Below are 16,623 nucleotides of genomic sequence, written 5' to 3'. Positions count from 1 at the left end.
ACCCCGACGGACCTCCGTCTGAAGGCGCGCCACGCTCAGATGGAACCTCGGCGCGGCAGAAACTTGGCAGAAGTGCAAGCAAGGTGCGGGCGCGCAGTCGCACACCGGCCAGCCGAAAGAATCAACCGTGTTTCGATCTCGCCTTGCCGCTCCCGCGCTTTCCTTTCGCAACGCCGGCCCCGCCACTTCGTTTCTCCTCACCCACCCGCAGCTCATGCACCAAATCCACCAACGCCCGCAACGCCGCAGGCAGATGCCGATGCCCCGCGTAGTAGAGGCACAACCCAGGCACAGGCACCGTCCACTCGTCGAGCACTCGCACCAGCCGCCCGCCTGCTAAATCCTCCGCCACATACCACTCGGCCAGCTGCGCCACCCCCACGCCTTGCCGCACCGCCTCGAGCATCAGCATCGGCGCATCGAGCACCAGCGGCCCCGGCACATCCACAGTGAACGGCTCGCCGCCTTGCGCGAACTCCCACGGCGAAGGCACGCCGCTCGGCAGGCGCGCGCGGATGCAGGCGTGTTGCATCAGGTCGGTGGGCACCTCGGGCCGGGGACGGTTCGTGAAGTAGTCGGCCGACGCCACCACGGCCATGCGCAGGCTGCCGCCGAGCGGCACGCGCACCATGTCGCGCGGCACCAATGGCGCGAGGCGCAGGCCGGCGTCGAAGCCCTCGGCGACGATGTCGACCATGCGGCCCTCGGTGACGATGTCGACGGTCACGCCCGGGTGACGGCGCAGGAACTCCACCACGAGCGGCCGGAACACCATGAGCGCCGCGCCCAGCGCGCTGTTGATGCGCAGGGTGCCGCCCAAGGTGGCCCGGCGCTCACCGACGCTGTCCATCGCATCGCGGATGCTCGTGACGGCCGGGCCGATCTGCTCGACGAACTGACGACCGGCCTCGGTCAGCGAGACGCTGCGCGTGGTGCGATGGAACAGCCGCGCGCCGAGCCGGGCCTCGAGGCTCGACACGGCGTTGCTGACGGCGGTGGTCGACATCTCCAGCTCCACCGCCGCGGCGCGAAAGCCCTGCCGCCGCGCGACGGCCAGCACCACCTCGAGTTCGATCAGGCCGCTCTTGTGCATTGTTCCGATTTTCTGGATGAGTCATCTCATTTTGATCGGATTCTCAAAACGATGTCGGCTTCCTAGACTGCCTTCAACCCCGCCAACCGGCGGCAACAAGCCAGGAGTCAGCACCATGTGGAACATCGACAAGGCCTACATCGACGGCGCCTTCGTGGCCGTGCAGGGCACCGAGGTCGTGGAGATCGCCAACCCCGCGACCGAACAGCGCATCGGCACCGCGACGCTCGCCAACCGCGACGACGCGAAGCGCGCGATCGCGGCCGCGCAGCGCGCCCAGCCCGCGCTGGCCGCCACCGGCAAGGCCGAGCGCATCGAGATGCTCGAGCGGCTGCGCACCGCCGTGCTCGCGCGCACCGACGCGATCCGCGACGCGACCATCGAGGAGTACGGCGGCCCGCTCGCGCGCGCGCAGTGGGTCAGCGACTACGCCTCGCAATGCTTCGCCAATGCGGCACGCACGCTCGAGGCCTTCGAGTTCACACGCCGCGTCGGCGATTCGACGGTGACGCTGGCGCCGGTCGGCGTGGCCGGGCTGATCGCGCCCTGGAACAGCGTCGCCGGCTCGGTCTGCAGCAAGCTCGCCTCGGCGATCGCGGCCGGCTGCGCGTCGGTCATCAAGCCCAGCGAGCTGGGACCGATCCAGGCCCAGGTGGTGACCGAGGCATTGCACGACGCGGGCCTGCCCGCGGGCGCGTTCAATGTGCTGCTCGGCCGCGGCGCCGACGTGGGCGACGAGATCGCCACCCATCCCGGCATCGCGAAGCTGTCGTTCACGGGCTCGACGCCCACCGGCAAGCTGATCGCACGCGCCGCGCTCGACACCATGAAGCGCGTGAGCCTCGCGCTCACCGGCAAGTCGGCCTCGATCGTGCTCGACGACGCCGACTTCGCGCGCGCGCTGCCGCTGGCACTCAACGCGGCGTTCATGAACAACGGCCAGGCCTGCGTCGCGGGCACACGGCTCCTGATCCCGCGTGCGCGCATGCCCGAAGCGATCGAGCGCATCGCCGCCATCGCAACCGCGCTGCGAGTGGGCGATCCGCGCGATCCGGCCACGGCCATCGGGCCGCTGTTGAACGCGGCCCAGTTCGAGCGCATCCAGCGCTTCATCCGGCGCGGCAAGGAACAGGGCGCGACGCTCGTGGCCGGCGGCGAGGGCCGGCCCGAGGGACTGTCGCGCGGCTGGTATGTCAGGCCCACGGTGTTTGCCGACGTGCGCAACGACATGGACATCGCGCGCGAAGAGATCTTCGGGCCGGTGCTGTCGGTGCTCGGCTACGAAGGCAAGGATGAGGCCGTCGCGATCGCGAACGACACGCCCTACGGACTGCAGGCCTACGTGTTCTCGTCGGATGCGCAACACGCCGGCCGCGTCGCCGCGCGCCTCGAGGCCGGCACGGTGCTCGTCAACCGCATCGCGCCCGACCTGCTCGCGCCCTTTGGCGGGGTCAAGCAGTCAGGGATCGGGCGGGAGTTCGGGATGTTCGGGCTCGAGGCGTTCCTCGAGCCGAAGACGATCACCACCGCCTGAGCGTGCCCGTGCCGATCACGCGATCAGGCCGGCCCGCCCGAAGTAGTGGTCCGCAATAACCGGATCGTTCGCCAGTTCGCTCGCCTTGCCCTCGTGCACGATGCGCCCCTGCTCGAGCACCGCGGCGCGGTGCGCGGTCTGCAGCGCGAGGCGCGCGTTCTGCTCCACCAGCAGGATGGTCATGCCCTCGCGATTGAGCTGCACCAGCGCGCGGAACACCTCCTTGATGATCACGGGCGCGAGCCCGAGGCTGGGCTCGTCGAGCATCAGCACGCGCGGGCGCGCCATCAGCGCGCGACCGATCGCAAGCATCTGCTGCTGGCCGCCCGACAGCGAACCCGAGAGCTGATGGCGCCGGTCCTTGAGCACTGGGAACAGCGCATGCACGCGCTCCAGGTCCTTCGCATCGCTGCCGCGCACGCCCGCCGCCTGACGGCCGAGCTCGAGGTTCTCCGCCACCGACAAGGGCGCGATCACGCGCCGGCCCTCGGGCACTTGGATGATGCCGGCGCGCGAACGCAGGTGCGCGGGCATGCGCCCCAGCGGCTGGCCTTCGAAACGGATTTCGCCGCCCGTGGGCACGAGGCCCGAGAGCGCGTTCACCAGGCTCGACTTGCCGGCGCCGTTGGGGCCGATCAGCGCGAAGATCTCGCCCTGCTTCACATGGAGGCTCACGCCGCGCAACGCCTGGATGCCGCGGTAGTGGACGTCGAGGTTTCGGATCTCGAGCATGGTTCAGGCTCCCAGATAGGCTTCGACGACCTTCGGGTCGCGACCCACCGCCTCGGGCAGGCCGTCGGCGATCAGCCGGCCCGAGGCCAGCACGTACAGGTGCGAGCACAGCGACATGACGAAGCGCATGTTGTGCTCGATCAGCAGCACCGCCACGCCACTGGCGGCCACGTTGCGGAAGATGCCGGCGAGGCTCTCGGCCTCGGCGTCGTTCATGCCGGCCACGGGCTCGTCGAGCAGCAGCAGCTTCGGGCTGGTGGCCAGCGCGCGCATCATCTCGATGCGCCGCTGGTGGCCGTACGAGAGGCTGCCCGCGCGGTGCTCGGCCAGCGCGGTCATGCCGAAGCGCTCGAGCAGTTCCATCGCGCGCGCATCGAGCTCGCGCGCCTCGGCGCGCGCCGACGGCAGGCCCAGCAGGTTGGCCCACAGGCCGGACTTCTCGTGCCGATGGAAGCCCGCCACCACGTTCTCGCGCACGCTCGCGTCGGGCACCAGGCGGATGTTCTGGAAGGTGCGCGCCACGCCGGCACGCGCGAGCGCGGGCGCCTCGTCGCGCGAGACGTCGCGGCCCTCGAGAAGCACCCGGCCCGCCGTCAGGTGCAGCAGCCCGGTGATCAGGTTGACCACCGTGGTCTTGCCCGCGCCGTTAGGGCCGATCAGGCCGGTGATCTGCCCGGCCGGCACCTGCAGGCTCAGGCCGTCGACGGCCGGCACGCCGCCGAAATGGCGGGCCACGCCTTCGAGAACCAGGGTCGCGGTCATGGGCGCAGGCCTCCTTCGATCGATGTCTTGACGATGGGTGCCTTGGGCACCGCCGGTGCCGCGGGCGCGCGCGGCGCATGGCCCGCCTGGCGCCGCAAACGGCGGTCGTGCAGCAGCGCGATCGCGGTGTCGGCCACGCCGCGCGGCAGGTAGACGATCACCAGCATCAGCAGGATGCCCTGCACCACGTTGCGGTAGTCGGCGAACACGCGGAACAGCTCGGGCAAGGTGGTGAGAATCGCCGCGCCCACGAGCGCGCCCCACACAGAAGTTCGCCCGCCGAGCACCACCATCGCGAGCACCGCCACCAGCATGCCGAAGCCGAACTCGCCGGGCGTGATGGCATAGCTGCTCGAGGCCTGCAGCGCGCCGCCCAGGCCCGCGAGCAGGCCCGAGAGGATGAAGGCGATGCGCTGGTGGTAGGGCACCGAGATGCCGAGCGACACGGCCACGGTCTCGTCCTCGCGGATCACGTCCATCGCGCGGCCGATGCTGTGGCGGCCCATCGCGGCCAGCAGCACCACCACCGCGACCACGATCAGCAGCAGCTCGCCGGTGCCGGCCACCTTCGGAATGCCGCTGATGCCGATCGCGCCGTTGGTCACGCTGGTCCAGTTCTGCGTGGCCGACAGCACGATCTGCACCATGGCCAGGGTGGCGACCGCCTGGAACACGCCGCGCAGCCGCGACAGCGGAAAGGCTAGCACGGCGCTCGCCGCGCCGCCGAGCGCGGTGCCCGCGGCGATCGCCGCCAGCGGCGGCCAGCCGGCCTTGACCACCAGCAGCGCGCAGCCATAGGCGCCGATGGCGGCGAAACCCGCGCTGCCGAGCGAGAACACGCCCGCGCGCAGCACCACGTACTGGCTCATCGCGAGCATCGCGTAGACCAGGATGTGGTCGAACAACGACTGGTAGGTGTAGAAGAAGTTCATCATGCGCGTTGCACCCGCATGGCGGCGGACGATTGACCGAACAGGCCGGTGGGCCGGACCAGGATGACGACGAACAGCGCGGTGAAGACGATCGCCTCCGCCACGCCCGAGGAGACATAGGCCACCGCGAGCGTCTGCACGATGCCGATCGCGAGCCCCGCGATCAGCGCGCCCGGAATGCTGCCGAGCCCGCCGAGGATGATGATCACGAAGGCGCGCAGCAGCAGCGGCTCGCCCATCGCGAAGTGCACCGAGTTGAAGACCAGCCCGATCAGCACGCCGGCCATGCCCGCGAGCGCGCCCGAGATCAGGAACACCTGCATGTTCACCGGCCCGGGGTTGATGCCCAGCAATCGCGAGGTCTGCTCCGAATAGGCCACGCAGCGGATGCGCTGGCCGAAACCGGTGCGGTAGAGGTACCAGACCAGGCCGAACACCATCGCCACCACCAGCGCCACGATCACCAGCTGCAGCAGCTGCACGCGCACCCCGCCGATGGTGTAGATGACCACCGGGAAGGCATCGAAGGGAAAGCGCATCACGGCCGTGTTCGACAGCTTCTGCGCCAGCGCGAGCAGCACCAGGTCGGCGCCGATCGATGACACGATGGCCGAGAACTCCGGCGCGCCGCGGCGGCGCAGCGGGCGGAACGCGAACAGGTCCAGCGCCACCGAGACCAGCCCGCCCGCGAGCATGCCGATCAGCAGGGCGACATAGATCGGCGCGTCGAGCACCGTGACCGCGTACAGGCCCGCGAACGCGCCCCACATGAACACCGAGCCATGGGCCATGTTCATGATGTGGTTGACCCCGAACAGAAGGGTAAACCCGAGCGCGAACAGCGCATAGACGCTGCCCACGACCACGCCATTGAGTAGTTGTTGCATCAGCATGGCGGCGATCATCGGAATGCGGCCCTTGGTTGTATGTCCCCTTGCGACGGTACGGGTGCGCCCGGGGCCGCCGTCCCCCGCATGGGGACAGACGCGCGCGGCGGGCCTGCGGACACTGGGCGAAGCACTGTGCCGACCCTGGAGACCCCATGCGCTTTCCGCAACTGCCCGTCGAGGACGAGCTCGAGATCCGTTCCCTGTTCGCCCGCTACGGCCACCTGGCCGATGCCGGCGACCCCGACTTCGCCCAGCTGTTCACCGAGGACGCCAGCTGGACCCGCGCCAACTCGCCACCCGCCTCGCAGGGCGGCAGCGGCCTTCCGCCCGAAACCATCCATGGCCGCGACCATCTGCTCGCGCTGATGGAAGAGGTGATGAAGAAGAAGTTCAGGCAGCGCATGCACCACCAGATGACCGACTTCTACGCCGTGCCCGGCGCAGGCGCCGACGAGGCCCACGGCCATGCGCGCGCGCTCATCACCGACTGGCGCGACGGCCCCGGCAAGATCGCGATGTTCGGCACCTACGACCTGCGCTTCCGGCGCACCGGCGAGGGCTGGCGCATCGCCGACATGACCGTGCGCGTGCTGCCGAGCGCGGATTGAAAAGGACCGAACCATGAACGCCACCGCCACCCTGTCGATCCCCGACGCACCGGTCCTCGACGAGGATCCGTTCTCCGACGCGAACATCGCCGATCCCTACCCGCTGTTCGACCGCATGCGCGAGATGGCCCCCGCGGTCTACGTCGCGCCGCACGGCTACTACGCCGTCACGCGCCATGCCGAGGCCGGCATCGTCGCGAGCGACTTCGAGCGCTTCACCGTCGAGGGCGGCGTGGGCATGAGCGACATCCGCAAGCCCGGCGCCTGGCGCACGCGCAGCCCGATCTCGGAGATCGACCCGCCCGAGCACACGCGCGTTCGCGCCGCGCTGCAGCGCATCCTGTCGCCGCTGGTGGTCAAGAGCTGGAAGGAGAAGTTCGCGCAGCGCGCCGAGGAGATCGCCGAGGCCGCGGTGGCGCGCGGCCGCGTCGACGGCGTGGCCGACATCACCGAGGCCTACGTGCTCGAGGTGTTCCCGGCCGTGCTCGGCATCGCGGTGCCGCCCGAGCGCATCAAGCTCACGGGCGAGCTCAACTTCAACCAGCTCGGGCCGAACAACGAGCGCGTGGCGCAGGCGCTCGAGCGCGCCGCGCCGATCATGGACTGGTACCAGCAGGTGCTGCAACGCGAGCACACGCTGCCCGGCGGCTTCGCCGAGAAGATCTACGAGGCCGAGGACGCGGGCCATTTCGACAAGGGGACGGCGCCGCTGCATGTGCGCTCCTTCTTCCGCGCCGGCGTCGACACCACCATCGCCGGCATCGGATCGACGCTCAAGCTGCTGGCCGAGCACCCCGACCAGTTCGCGCTCGTGAAGGCCAACCCGGCGCTCATCAAGGGTGCGTTCGAGGAGGCGCTGCGGCTGGAGTCGCCGGCGCAGGTGATGTTCCGCACCACCACGGGCGAGGTCGAGCTCGGCGGCGTGCGACTGCGCGCCGACACCAAGGTCGGCTACCACATGGGTGCGGCCAACCGCGACCCGCGCCAGTGGCCCGATCCGGCGCGCTTCGACGTCACGCGCCAGACCGCGGGCGTGCACCGCGCCTTCGGCGTGGGCGCGCACGTGTGCATCGGCCAGATGATCTCGCGGCTCGAGGCCGAGAGCATCCTCGGCGCGCTGGTGCGCCGCGTGCAGCGCATCGAGCCCGCGGGCGCATCGCGCTGGCGGCCGGTGAACACGCTGCGCACGCTCGACGTACTGCCGCTGGAGTTGGTGGCCGAATAGCATCGGGTCGGTCCGTCCCCTGTGATGGGGACTGACGCAACCCGGATGCATGAAGACACTGCCATGGCCCCCTGAGAAAAACCGCGCACCTTCGCGCGCCCTTGGAGACACACCATGACCATGCATCGCAGAGCCGCCGTCGCCGGCGCGCTGCTTCTCGCCTTCAGCGGCCTCGCCTTCGGGCAGGGCAAGGAGATCCCCGTCGGCGTGTTCAACGCAATGACCGGCACCTACGCCTTCGGCGGCGTGCCGATCCAGAACGCCATGAAGCTCGCGCTGGAGGAAGCCAACGCGCAGGGGCTGCCCGGCGGCAACAAGTTCAGGATCGTCGAGGGCGACACCGCGGGCGACAAGGGCCAGGTCATCAACCTCGTCAACCAGTTCGGCAAGCGCGACAACGTGATGCTGATCCTCGGCCCCACGGTCAGCGCCGAGGCCCTGGCCGGCGCGCCGGTGGCCAACGATCTCAAGCTGCCGATCCTCGCCATCGGCAGCTCGCCCGGCATCCTCGCCACCGGCCCCTGGGCCTTCAAGATCCAGGCCACGCCGACCGACATCATGGGCTTCCTCGGCAAGCTGGCTTCGGAGAAGCTCGGCGTGAAGCGCGTGGTGCTGCTGCACGACCAGAGCAGCGACGGCTACATCGGCCAGAAGAATGCGCTGGCCGACTACTTCACCAAGGCCGGCGTCACCATCGCGGCCGACGAGAAGTTCATCTCCTCCGACTCGAACTTCCTCGCGCTCGCGACCAAGATCGCGACCACCCCCACCGACGCCATCTTCATCGCCGCGCCGGCCGAGGTCTCGGCCAACCTGATCCTGCAGATCCGCCAGGCCGGGCTCGAGTCGAAGGTCAAGTTCATCGGCCCCTCGACGCTGGGCTCGGCCGGCTTCATCAAGGCCGGCGGCAAGGCGGTCGAGGGCACCTACTTCGTGTCGGACTATTCGCCCAACAATCCCTCGCCGATGAACCAGGCCTTCGTGAAGGCCTACCAGGCCAAGTACAAGGCCGCGCCCGACAACTGGGCCGGCATGGGCTATGCGCTGGGCCAGGTCGCGGTGCAGGCGGTGAAGAACGCCGGCCCGAACCCCGACCGCACCAAGATTCGCGACGAGCTCGCGAAGCTCAACAAGGTGCCGATGGTGCTGGGCAACGGCACCTGGAGCGTGGACGCGGGACGCAACCCGAGCTACGGCGGCGTGCTGCTGCAGGTGAAGGGCGGGGAGTTCGTGGCGGTGCAGTGATCGCCTGGGCGGGGCGCCGCGAGCGCGGATGGCGGGCTTGCCGCACAATGCGCGGTCCTTTCGACGCCCCCGGCCATGCCCCTTCCCAAGACCGGCCTGCTCGCGCAGGTCTCCGCCGCCCACCTCGTCAGCCACCTGCACATCATGGCGCTGCCCGCGCTGCTGCCGGTGTTGCCCGGCGCGTGGGGCCTGAGCTTCGTCGAGCTCGGCCTCGCGCTCAGCGTGTTCAACGTGGTCTCGGCGCTGGTGCAGGCGCCGCTGGGCTTCGCGGTCGACCGCTTCGGCGCGCGGCGCCTGCTGATGGCCGGCCTGCTGCTGGGCGGCGCGGCCTTCGGCTCGCTCGCGTTCTCGGGCCACTACGCCTGGCTGCTCGCCGCGATGGCGCTGGCGGGCATCGCCAACGGCGTCTACCACCCGGCCGACTACGCGATGCTCTCGGCCGGCATCGACAGCGCGCGCATGGGCAAGGCCTTCTCGGTCCACACCTTCGCGGGCTTCGTCGGCGGCGCCATCGCGCCGGCCCTGCTGATGGGCATCGCCAGCACGCTGGGCGTGCGCTGGGCCTTCGCCGCCACCGGCCTCGCCGGACTGCTGGCCTGGGCCTTCCTGTTCGCGGGCGAGAAGCCGGCGCTTGCGGCACGGCCCGCGGGCAAGCCGAAGACCGCTGGCGGCAGCGGGGCTGGCGTGCGCATCCTCACGCCCGCGATCCTCACGCTCACGTTGCTCTACGTGCTGCTGAGCCTCAGCACGAACTCGATCGGCAGCTTCTCGGTGTCGGCGCTGGTCGGCGGCTACGGCGTGAACCTCACCTGGGCCAATGCGGCCGTCACGGCCTTCCTGTTCGCCAGCGCCTTCGGCGTGCTGGCCGGCGGCGCGTTGGCCGACCGCACGCGCCGCCACGGCCTGGTGGCGGCGGTCGCGTTCGCGGGCGCGGCCGTGCTCGCGGCACTCGCCGCCTGGGGCCGGCTGCCCGATCTCGCGCTCGTGCTGTGCCTGGGCGCCACCGGTTTCCTGACCGGCGTGATCACGCCCTCGCGCGACATGCTCGTGCGCGCCGCCGCACCGCCCGGCGCCGAGGGCCGTGCCTTCGGCATCGTCTCCACGGGCTTCAACATCGGCGGCGCGGTCGGCCCGATGCTGTTCGGCTGGCTGCTCGACCGCGGGCATTTCAGCGGCATCTTCTGGGCCGCGGTGGTCTTCATGGTGCTGACCGTGATGCTGACCCTGCTGCAGGAGCACCGCGCGACGCGCGCACCAAGGCCGCTGTCCCGCCCCGCCGCGACTTGAGGAAAACGGGGCGGCGACCGACACGCCCGCACCGCGCATCTGGGCACACTCGGTGATCGTCATCACAAGGGCGCACCGCACGCTCCACCGCATGCTGAGCTACGCAATCCAGAAGGTCGGCGACGACTTCCAGCAGACCCACCCACAGGGCGAGACCACCCTCCTCGGCTTCATGGCCGCGATCGATGCCCATCCTTGGGAGCAGCAGCACCGCGAATGGAACGAGCAGCAGGACGGCCCGCTGCCCGCGCTGGTGCTGCGCAACGAGGCCGACCAGCGCGAGCTGTGGGTCACGCTGCTGGGCGACGGCACCGACCGGCGCGGTGAATACCAATTGCAGTCGGTGGCGATGCGCCCGCGCAAGAGTTTCTTCGGCAAGGGCAAGCTCGAACAGGACGTCGCGGTGTTCGAGACCCGCGACCGCGGCTAGCTCGACCGGCTGTGCGAACTGTTCTGCGACGCGCAGTACGAGGCCCTCGACCGCGAAGCGGGTCGGATGGCGGCGCGCGAGGACTGACGGCGCGCCCGCGCGCAAGCACACAGTTTTCCGTTATCCTCCGCCCCGCCCGGACACCCAAGATCCGGCCCTTGCAAGAAGGGGCGTTGACCGCCCGGAGACGGAGAGAGACGAATGAAATCGATGGCGTTCTGGCGTCCGCTGCTCGCGGCCGCCACGATGGCGGTTGCAGCCCTGCCCGCCGCTGCGGTGCAGGTGGTGGTCGGGCAGGTGGCCCCGATGTCCGGGCTCGAGGCGCGGCAGGGACGGGCCTTCGGGGTCGGGCTCAAGCTGAGCTTCGATGCGGTCAACAAGGCCGGCGGCATCAACGGCCACACGCTGAGCCTGGTGCGCAAGGACGATCTCGGCCAGCCCGAGCAGACCGTGGCGCTGACCAAGGCCCTGGTCGCGGAGAACCGGCCGATGGTGCTCGCGGGCTACTTCGGCACGCGCAACATCGCGGCACTCGTGGCCTCGGGCACGCTCGAGAAGGAGAAGCTCGCGCTGGTGGGCTACCGATCATCGGAGCTGCGCGCGCCGCCGCCGCTGCTGTTCAACATGCATGCCGACCTGCGCGAGGAGCTGACCAAGATCACGCGCCACCTCGCCACCATCGGCATCCACCGGCTCGGTGTCTTCTACGAGGACGTGCCCGCCTCCGGCGAACTGCTCAAGCTGATGGACGAGCTCGCGGCGGCATCGTCGTCGCGCATCGTGGTGCGGGCCTCGTACCCGGCGGGCACCACCAAGGTGGGCGACGCCGCCGAGGCCTTCCTCAAGGAACCGCCGCAGGCCATCGTGATGCTGACCAGCACCGGCGCCGCCGCGGCCTTCATCGAGCGCTACCGCATGGCGCCCAAGGGCACGGCGCAACTGGTCGCGCATTCGGGCGTCGACGTGGAGCAGCTCTCGCAGCGGCTGTCGGAGCAGCACATGCAGGGCATCGTGATCGCGCAGGTCACGCCGAGCCCGTTCCGCATCTCGAGCAAGCTGACGCGCGAGTTCATCGAATCCACGGCCGGGCAGACGCTGGAGGTGCCGGTCAGCTACTCGATGTTCGAGGGCTACATCACGGGCCGCGTGATCGCCGAGGCCGTGCGCCGGCAGGGACGCACGCCCACGCGCGAGGGCATGGCCGCGGCGCTGGCCTCGCTGGTGAACTTCGACTTCGGCGGCTACGTGGTCGACCTCGGCCCCAACGCCGGCGGCAACGGCACGCGCTTCGTCGAACTCACGATCCTCAGCAACGCCGGCAAGATCCGGCAGTAGCGAGACGGGGAGCCTCCGAAGACGGGAGCGGACTTCCGGACGCAGAGGACGCGAAGGTTTCGCGAAGGACGCAAAAGGAATGCAAGAAAAATTTTGAATTGCTTTTTCGCGCTCTTCGCGAAACCTTCGCGTCCTCTGCGTCCGGCTGTTCGTGTTTCATCTCAGACGCCCGAACGGTGGGGGTTCATTTCTTCGGGGCGAACAATGCGCCGAGCGCCCGTGCCGCCTTGACCAGCGGCGACGGCCGCAGCTGCTGGTACTCCGCGCGCAGCTCGGTGCGCAAGCCCTCGTCGATCTTCCCGGCGGGCAAGGCCAGCAGCAGTTCCAGCGTCTCGACCTGCCGCGCCACCTGCCCCACGTGGCCATAGCTGCGCGCGAGCCCGATGCGCGCCTTCACGACCTGCGCCGCGATGTCCTTGTCGGTCTCCGCGCCGCAGGCCTTGACCAGCGCCTCGCAGCAGGCCACAGCCTCCTCGTAGCGGCCGGCCTTGCGCAGCCGCACGGCGCGGTTGACGCTGGACTTCGCGGCATAGGTACGCAGCGCGACCTCGGGCGCGTGCAGGCAGGTGTCGATCACATGGCCGTAGAGCGCGAGCGCGGCATCCAGATCGGTGTCGGCGATGGTGATGGCCTTGCAGAAGCGCGCATTGGCGACGCGCTCGCGCAGGTAGGCGACGTCGGAGCGGGCCCAGCGCACGATGATCGCGTCGTAGGTCTGCAGCTCCTCGGCGCGGCGGCCGAGCTTGTCGAGCTGCACGGCGCGGTTCGACATCGCGAGCGCGACGTCCTTCTCGGCCGAGGTCGAGAGCTCGTTGCCGTAACGCGCGATGACCTCGTCGTTGACCGCCAGCGCGGCCTCGCGCTGCGACAGGCAGCCGAGGCTGTAGCCCTTGCGCACCATCGCGTCGAGGCAATGGCGCCGCAACTCGGGATGCAGCGATTCGACATGCGCCTGCAGCACCTCGTCGTAGCAGGCGATGGCCTCGCGGTGCTTGCCCTCCACCGCCAGCACGCGGCCGCGCTCGATGGTGGCGTCGATCGCATCGCGCTGCGCCAGCGTCAGGTCCTCGTACTGGTCGCCATAGCTCACCGCCGCGCCCTGGCGCTGCAGCCGGTTGAGGCAGGTCAGCCGGCTGGCCGCGGCCTTGGCCAGCGTGTCGCGCATCGATGCGCTGGTGGCATTCGGGAAGCGCGCGAGCAGCGCGTCGTAGACCGGCAGGGCGTCGGCCTCGCGGCCCAGCAGCATCATCAGTGCATAGGCCTGGTTGAGGTAGGCGCTGGCGACCACACCCTCGACCTCGGCGCAGGTGTCGGCCGCGAAGGCCTGCACCAGCGCCGCATAGGCATCGACCGCGCGCTGGAACTGCAGGCGCCCGCGCCAATGGGCCGCGAGCGCGTACTGCGCCTTCACCGCGATCGTGCGCAGGTCGTCGACCGGGTCCTTCGCGAAGCGCGCGACGAGCGCATCGACCGCCGTGGCATAGCGCTCCTCGACCTCGGTCACGGCGACCTCGATCGCCCGGCCCTCCTCGTCCTTGCCGTCGGGACGCGGATGCGCGGCGGGGGCCTGCGCCTGGAGGATGTCGCAGCGCAGGTCCATGGCGCGTGCGATGGCGCGGCGCAGCGCGGTGTCCTCGGCGCCGCGGGCTTCGGTCCAGCCTTCGAGCGCGCGCAGCGCGGCCTCGACGTCGCCGCGGGCCCAGAGAATCCTCGCGCGCTCGATGCGGCCGTGCACGCACTGCAGGCGCGTGTAGGCATCGGCGGACTCGGCATGCAACGCATCGAGCTCCGAGAGCGCCGCCAGCGCCTCGTCGCCCCGGTCGAGCGCACGCAGCGCCCAGGCCTCGAGCAGCCGCGTACGCGCCAGCTGCGGCTGCAGCAACGCGCTGCGGTCGTCGCCGAAACGATCGAGCAGGCGGCGGTAGCCGGCCAGCTCGCGTGCCGGGTCGTCGAGCGGCACCAGCTGGTCGAGCATCGCGAGCAGCAGCTCCTGGCGGACCTGCCCATCGGCATGCCCGGCATAGCGCGACCACTGCCATTCGGCCAGTTCGTCGGCGCGGTCCTCGTCGTCGGGCTCGGCATCGCGGTCGCGCAGCAGCTGCGCCTTGACGCGCAGGATGCGGTTCACGCCGCGCAACACGGTGGCGTCTTCGCTGTCCGCATGCGGGTCGAGCACGGCGTCGCAGGCCGCGAGCAGGTGTTCCTCCAGATCCTCGTCCTGCGCGCCGCGCAGCAGATCGCGCTGCAAGGCGAGCGCGAGGTCGCTGCGCGCCAGCGCGAGCGTCAGGCGCCGCTCGGGCTCGACGGCATCGGCGTGCGTGGCGATCAGGGTGCGCAGCAGCGCACGGGCTTGCTCGTTGCGGCCCAACGTCTCGAGCAGGCGGGCATGGGCATGCTGCGCGGCGGCGGCCTGTGCCTGCAGCGCGGGTTCGATGGCGGCTTGCAGGTCCTCATGCAGGGCCGCGTATTTCTTCAGCGCCTCGTCGTGGTAGTCGAGTTCCGCCAGCATCCGGGCCTGGGTGGCGCGCACACGGGCCACGAGCACGCGGGTCGCTGGCCAGTCGTCGCCGCCGAAGCGCCGCGCCAGGTCCTCGCAATGCCGCACCATGTCGACCCGCGCGAAGGTCGCGCCACCGGCGGCGCGCAGCTTCGCCTCCTCGAGCCCCGCGGCGACGATCCATTCGCGCAGCGCCGGCGACTGCGCCTGTTCGAAGCGCCGCTGCACCTCCTGCAGCAGCGCCAGCGCGGGCTCGGGCCGGCCGGTTGCCGTCAGCGCGCGGGCCTTCTCGCACTGCGCGCGCGCGATCCACGGCCAGGCCGCGACCGGTGCGAACACCGGCGCCAGCACATCGCGCGCACCGGGCTCGAAATGCGCGCACAGGGCGTCGGCCACCGCCACGACCTCGGGCGTGCGCCCGAGCGAGTCCAGCGCCTCGATCTGCCGGAACCAGGCCGAGGCCAGATGCTCCTGCAGGTCGGTCGACGCGCTGTCGGCGGGCGTGCTCAGCGGCAGCAGCCGCGCGACGAGCGCTTCGGCCTCCGCGAGGGCCGATGCGGCGGTGGCAAGGTTGGCGAAGCGAGGCGAAGGGTCCGGGCGATCGATGTCGTGCAATCTGGTGTCCTGGCTGGGGCTCTGCGCTTCATTCTCGCCGCCGGCCTGCCGGCTTGCGGTTCACCAGAACGAATCGTCCTCGCGTGCCTTCACCACGCGCAGACGGTGCTCGGCGATGCGGCGGATCAGGTCCTCGGGCAGCGGTTCGTCGTAGCGGACCTTGAGCAGTTCCTTGGTGGTCTGATGTCCCGCCAGTTCATTGCGGAACGCCTCGAGCGCCTCGGCCGAGGGCGCGAAGCCCAGGTGCGCCTTGTGCGCCGAGAAGGCGAACAGGAAGCGCGGCTCGATGAAGAAAGGCGTGCCCCACTTGATGGCCTCCCGGGCCTCGGGTGCCACGCGCCGCAGCAGCGCGCGCAGGCGCCGCAGGTGCGCATGGGCCTCGGGCGGGGCCGCGGCGATGTAGTCGTCGATCGTGGCGGGCGCCTTGCTGGCCATTGGGTTCCCCTGCCGCGGACTCAACCGCCCTTGCCTTGCACGTCCTTCGGCGACCGGCCGAACCTCGCCTTGAAGGCGCGGCTGAAATGGCTGAGGTCGGTGAAACCGAACTCGAGCGCGGCCTGCGACACCTGCCGCACGCGCCCTTCAGCCAGCGCCCGGTAGCTGGCCTCGAGCCGCTGCTGCCAGAGCCAGCGCGCGGGCGTGGTGCCCTCGGCGGCGAACAGCCGCATCAGCGTGCGCAGCGACAGGTGGCAGTCGCGCGCGATGGTCTCGCCGTCGAGCGCCGGGTCGCCGAGCCGGGCGCGGAGGTAGCGCTTCACCGCGACCAGCCGCGCGTCGCGCGCGCCGGCCTCGGTCCGCGAGGGCGCGAGCTCCGTTTCGAGCGCCGTCGACCAGATGTCCATCGCGGCCTGCGCGAGCGCCGGCGGCGCATCGTCGTGCAGCGCCATCAGCTGCTGCAGCACCGATCCCGCGAGCGCGGAAAGCTTCGCATCGCGCCCGACGGGCCGGGCCACGAGTTCGTCGGCCGTGCCGATGCGGCTGGTCAGCAAGGCGCGCGGGATCGCGACCATGACCGCATGCGACCACTCGCCGAATTCGAGGCTGAAGGGCCGCGCTTGGTCGTGCAGCACCATGTCGCCGGGGCGCATGCTCACGCGCCGCTCGTCCTGGCTGAAGCGCGTGTTGCCGCCGAGCGCGAACCAGAGGAAGAAGTCGTCGCGCGGATCGCGCCGGATGTCGGTGGCGCCGCGCGTGACGCGGAGGGTCGCCGCGCCGGGCAGCTTCGATTCGATCTCGTTGAACGCCAGCGCACCGAGCCCGCGCTGCGACACCCTGGCGCGGAACGCCGCGCCACCCGGCGCATTCGCGCACTGCGTGACCGAGTAGCTGCGGCACGTGACCTGGTGCCACTTCTCGAAGCTGTCGCCGGGTTCGACCAGGGTTTTCATGGAACAGATGGCAGGTGGAGAACAGAGCTTGGCAAGCCGGGGCCAGCGCC

At 70.5% G+C, this 16,623-nt stretch carries 14 protein-coding genes and 1 pseudogene; 7 read left to right on the top strand and 8 right to left on the bottom strand.

Annotation, left to right across the window (positions count from 1 at the left end; all coding sequences use genetic code 11):
• Positions 1-121 precede the first annotated feature (121 nt).
• Positions 122-1,093, bottom strand: coding sequence for a LysR family transcriptional regulator (locus INQ48_39615; protein ID QRF61489.1), 972 nt, complete (start codon positions 1,091-1,093; stop codon positions 122-124).
• Positions 1,094-1,208: 115 nt separating this feature from the next.
• Between INQ48_39615 and INQ48_39610 the strand changes: the two genes are divergently transcribed.
• Positions 1,209-2,627 carry an aldehyde dehydrogenase family protein gene (locus INQ48_39610; GenBank protein ID QRF61488.1) on the top strand — a complete coding sequence of 473 codons (1,419 nt, stop codon included), beginning with the start codon at positions 1,209-1,211 and terminating at the stop codon, positions 2,625-2,627.
• 15 nt (positions 2,628-2,642) lie between these two features.
• Here the strand turns inward: INQ48_39610 and INQ48_39605 are convergent, their stop codons facing one another.
• Genes INQ48_39605 through INQ48_39590 form a run of 4 tightly spaced genes read right to left on the bottom strand, consistent with a single transcriptional unit; the run spans position 2,643 to position 5,946 of the window.
• Complete coding sequence (locus tag INQ48_39605) at positions 2,643-3,359, bottom strand: ABC transporter ATP-binding protein (protein QRF61487.1); 717 nt, start codon at positions 3,357-3,359, stop codon at positions 2,643-2,645.
• A 3-nt stretch (positions 3,360-3,362) separates the two neighbouring features.
• Positions 3,363-4,121 carry an ABC transporter ATP-binding protein gene (locus INQ48_39600; protein ID QRF61486.1) on the bottom strand — a complete coding sequence of 253 codons (759 nt, stop codon included), beginning with the start codon at positions 4,119-4,121 and terminating at the stop codon, positions 3,363-3,365.
• Positions 4,118-5,056: a branched-chain amino acid ABC transporter permease gene (locus tag INQ48_39595; GenBank protein QRF61485.1), complete on the bottom strand. Its 939-nt coding sequence runs from the start codon at positions 5,054-5,056 to the stop codon at positions 4,118-4,120. The genes INQ48_39600 and INQ48_39595 overlap by 4 nt, the downstream gene beginning before the upstream one ends.
• Positions 5,053-5,946: a branched-chain amino acid ABC transporter permease gene (locus INQ48_39590; GenBank protein ID QRF63170.1), complete on the bottom strand. Its 894-nt coding sequence runs from the start codon at positions 5,944-5,946 to the stop codon at positions 5,053-5,055. The genes INQ48_39595 and INQ48_39590 overlap by 4 nt, the downstream gene beginning before the upstream one ends.
• A gap of 149 nt (positions 5,947-6,095) precedes the next feature.
• Between INQ48_39590 and INQ48_39585 the strand changes: the two genes are divergently transcribed.
• From INQ48_39585 to INQ48_39560, 6 genes and pseudogenes are all read left to right on the top strand, one after another.
• A complete protein-coding gene (locus INQ48_39585; protein ID QRF61484.1) occupies positions 6,096-6,551 on the top strand; it encodes a nuclear transport factor 2 family protein in 456 nt (151 codons plus the stop codon).
• A gap of 13 nt (positions 6,552-6,564) precedes the next feature.
• Positions 6,565-7,776 (top strand): cytochrome P450, encoded by a 1,212-nt coding sequence (locus INQ48_39580; protein ID QRF61483.1) that lies wholly within the window; start codon positions 6,565-6,567, stop codon positions 7,774-7,776.
• A 114-nt stretch (positions 7,777-7,890) separates the two neighbouring features.
• Entirely contained in the window at positions 7,891-9,021 is a 1,131-nt protein-coding gene (locus INQ48_39575) for an ABC transporter substrate-binding protein (protein QRF61482.1), read from the top strand.
• A 75-nt stretch (positions 9,022-9,096) separates the two neighbouring features.
• On the top strand, positions 9,097-10,308 hold the full coding sequence (locus INQ48_39570; protein ID QRF61481.1) for an MFS transporter: 1,212 nt from the start codon (positions 9,097-9,099) through the stop codon (positions 10,306-10,308).
• 91 nt (positions 10,309-10,399) lie between these two features.
• Positions 10,400-10,825, top strand: a pseudogene (locus INQ48_39565) (hypothetical protein).
• Between the two features lie 123 nt (positions 10,826-10,948).
• Positions 10,949-12,073 (top strand): ABC transporter substrate-binding protein, encoded by a 1,125-nt coding sequence (locus tag INQ48_39560; GenBank protein QRF63169.1) that lies wholly within the window; start codon positions 10,949-10,951, stop codon positions 12,071-12,073.
• Between the two features lie 184 nt (positions 12,074-12,257).
• Here INQ48_39560 and INQ48_39555 read toward each other — a convergent pair whose 3' ends face one another.
• The 3 genes from INQ48_39555 to INQ48_39545 are packed head-to-tail and all read right to left on the bottom strand — an operon-like array spanning position 12,258 to position 16,573.
• Entirely contained in the window at positions 12,258-15,185 is a 2,928-nt protein-coding gene (locus tag INQ48_39555; GenBank protein QRF61480.1) for a hypothetical protein, read from the bottom strand.
• Positions 15,186-15,245: 60 nt separating this feature from the next.
• Positions 15,246-15,620 carry a DUF1801 domain-containing protein gene (locus INQ48_39550; GenBank protein ID QRF61479.1) on the bottom strand — a complete coding sequence of 125 codons (375 nt, stop codon included), beginning with the start codon at positions 15,618-15,620 and terminating at the stop codon, positions 15,246-15,248.
• A 20-nt stretch (positions 15,621-15,640) separates the two neighbouring features.
• Entirely contained in the window at positions 15,641-16,573 is a 933-nt protein-coding gene (locus INQ48_39545) for a helix-turn-helix domain-containing protein (protein ID QRF61478.1), read from the bottom strand.
• Between the last annotated feature and the right edge of the window lie 50 nt (positions 16,574-16,623).

Origin of the sequence: Variovorax paradoxus, assembly GCA_016806145.1 — a bacterium.
GTDB lineage: Bacteria > Pseudomonadota > Gammaproteobacteria > Burkholderiales > Burkholderiaceae_C > Variovorax.
The sequence above is the reverse complement of the archived record's forward strand: the minus strand, read 5'-3'. Positions and strand labels throughout refer to the sequence as shown.

Coding starts and splice junctions, on each gene's coding strand:
- INQ48_39615 (QRF61489.1), bottom strand. CDS start 1,093: ATGCACAAGAGCGGCCTGATCGAACTCGAGGTGGTGCTGGCCGTCGCG.
- INQ48_39575 (QRF61482.1), top strand. CDS start 7,891: ATGACCATGCATCGCAGAGCCGCCGTCGCCGGCGCGCTGCTTCTCGCC.
- INQ48_39590 (QRF63170.1), bottom strand. CDS start 5,946: ATGCTGATGCAACAACTACTCAATGGCGTGGTCGTGGGCAGCGTCTAT.
- INQ48_39570 (QRF61481.1), top strand. CDS start 9,097: ATGCCCCTTCCCAAGACCGGCCTGCTCGCGCAGGTCTCCGCCGCCCAC.
- INQ48_39580 (QRF61483.1), top strand. CDS start 6,565: ATGAACGCCACCGCCACCCTGTCGATCCCCGACGCACCGGTCCTCGAC.
- INQ48_39560 (QRF63169.1), top strand. CDS start 10,949: ATGGCGTTCTGGCGTCCGCTGCTCGCGGCCGCCACGATGGCGGTTGCA.
- INQ48_39550 (QRF61479.1), bottom strand. CDS start 15,620: ATGGCCAGCAAGGCGCCCGCCACGATCGACGACTACATCGCCGCGGCC.
- INQ48_39595 (QRF61485.1), bottom strand. CDS start 5,056: ATGATGAACTTCTTCTACACCTACCAGTCGTTGTTCGACCACATCCTG.
- INQ48_39610 (QRF61488.1), top strand. CDS start 1,209: ATGTGGAACATCGACAAGGCCTACATCGACGGCGCCTTCGTGGCCGTG.
- INQ48_39605 (QRF61487.1), bottom strand. CDS start 3,359: ATGCTCGAGATCCGAAACCTCGACGTCCACTACCGCGGCATCCAGGCG.
- INQ48_39545 (QRF61478.1), bottom strand. CDS start 16,573: ATGAAAACCCTGGTCGAACCCGGCGACAGCTTCGAGAAGTGGCACCAG.
- INQ48_39585 (QRF61484.1), top strand. CDS start 6,096: ATGCGCTTTCCGCAACTGCCCGTCGAGGACGAGCTCGAGATCCGTTCC.
- INQ48_39600 (QRF61486.1), bottom strand. CDS start 4,121: ATGACCGCGACCCTGGTTCTCGAAGGCGTGGCCCGCCATTTCGGCGGC.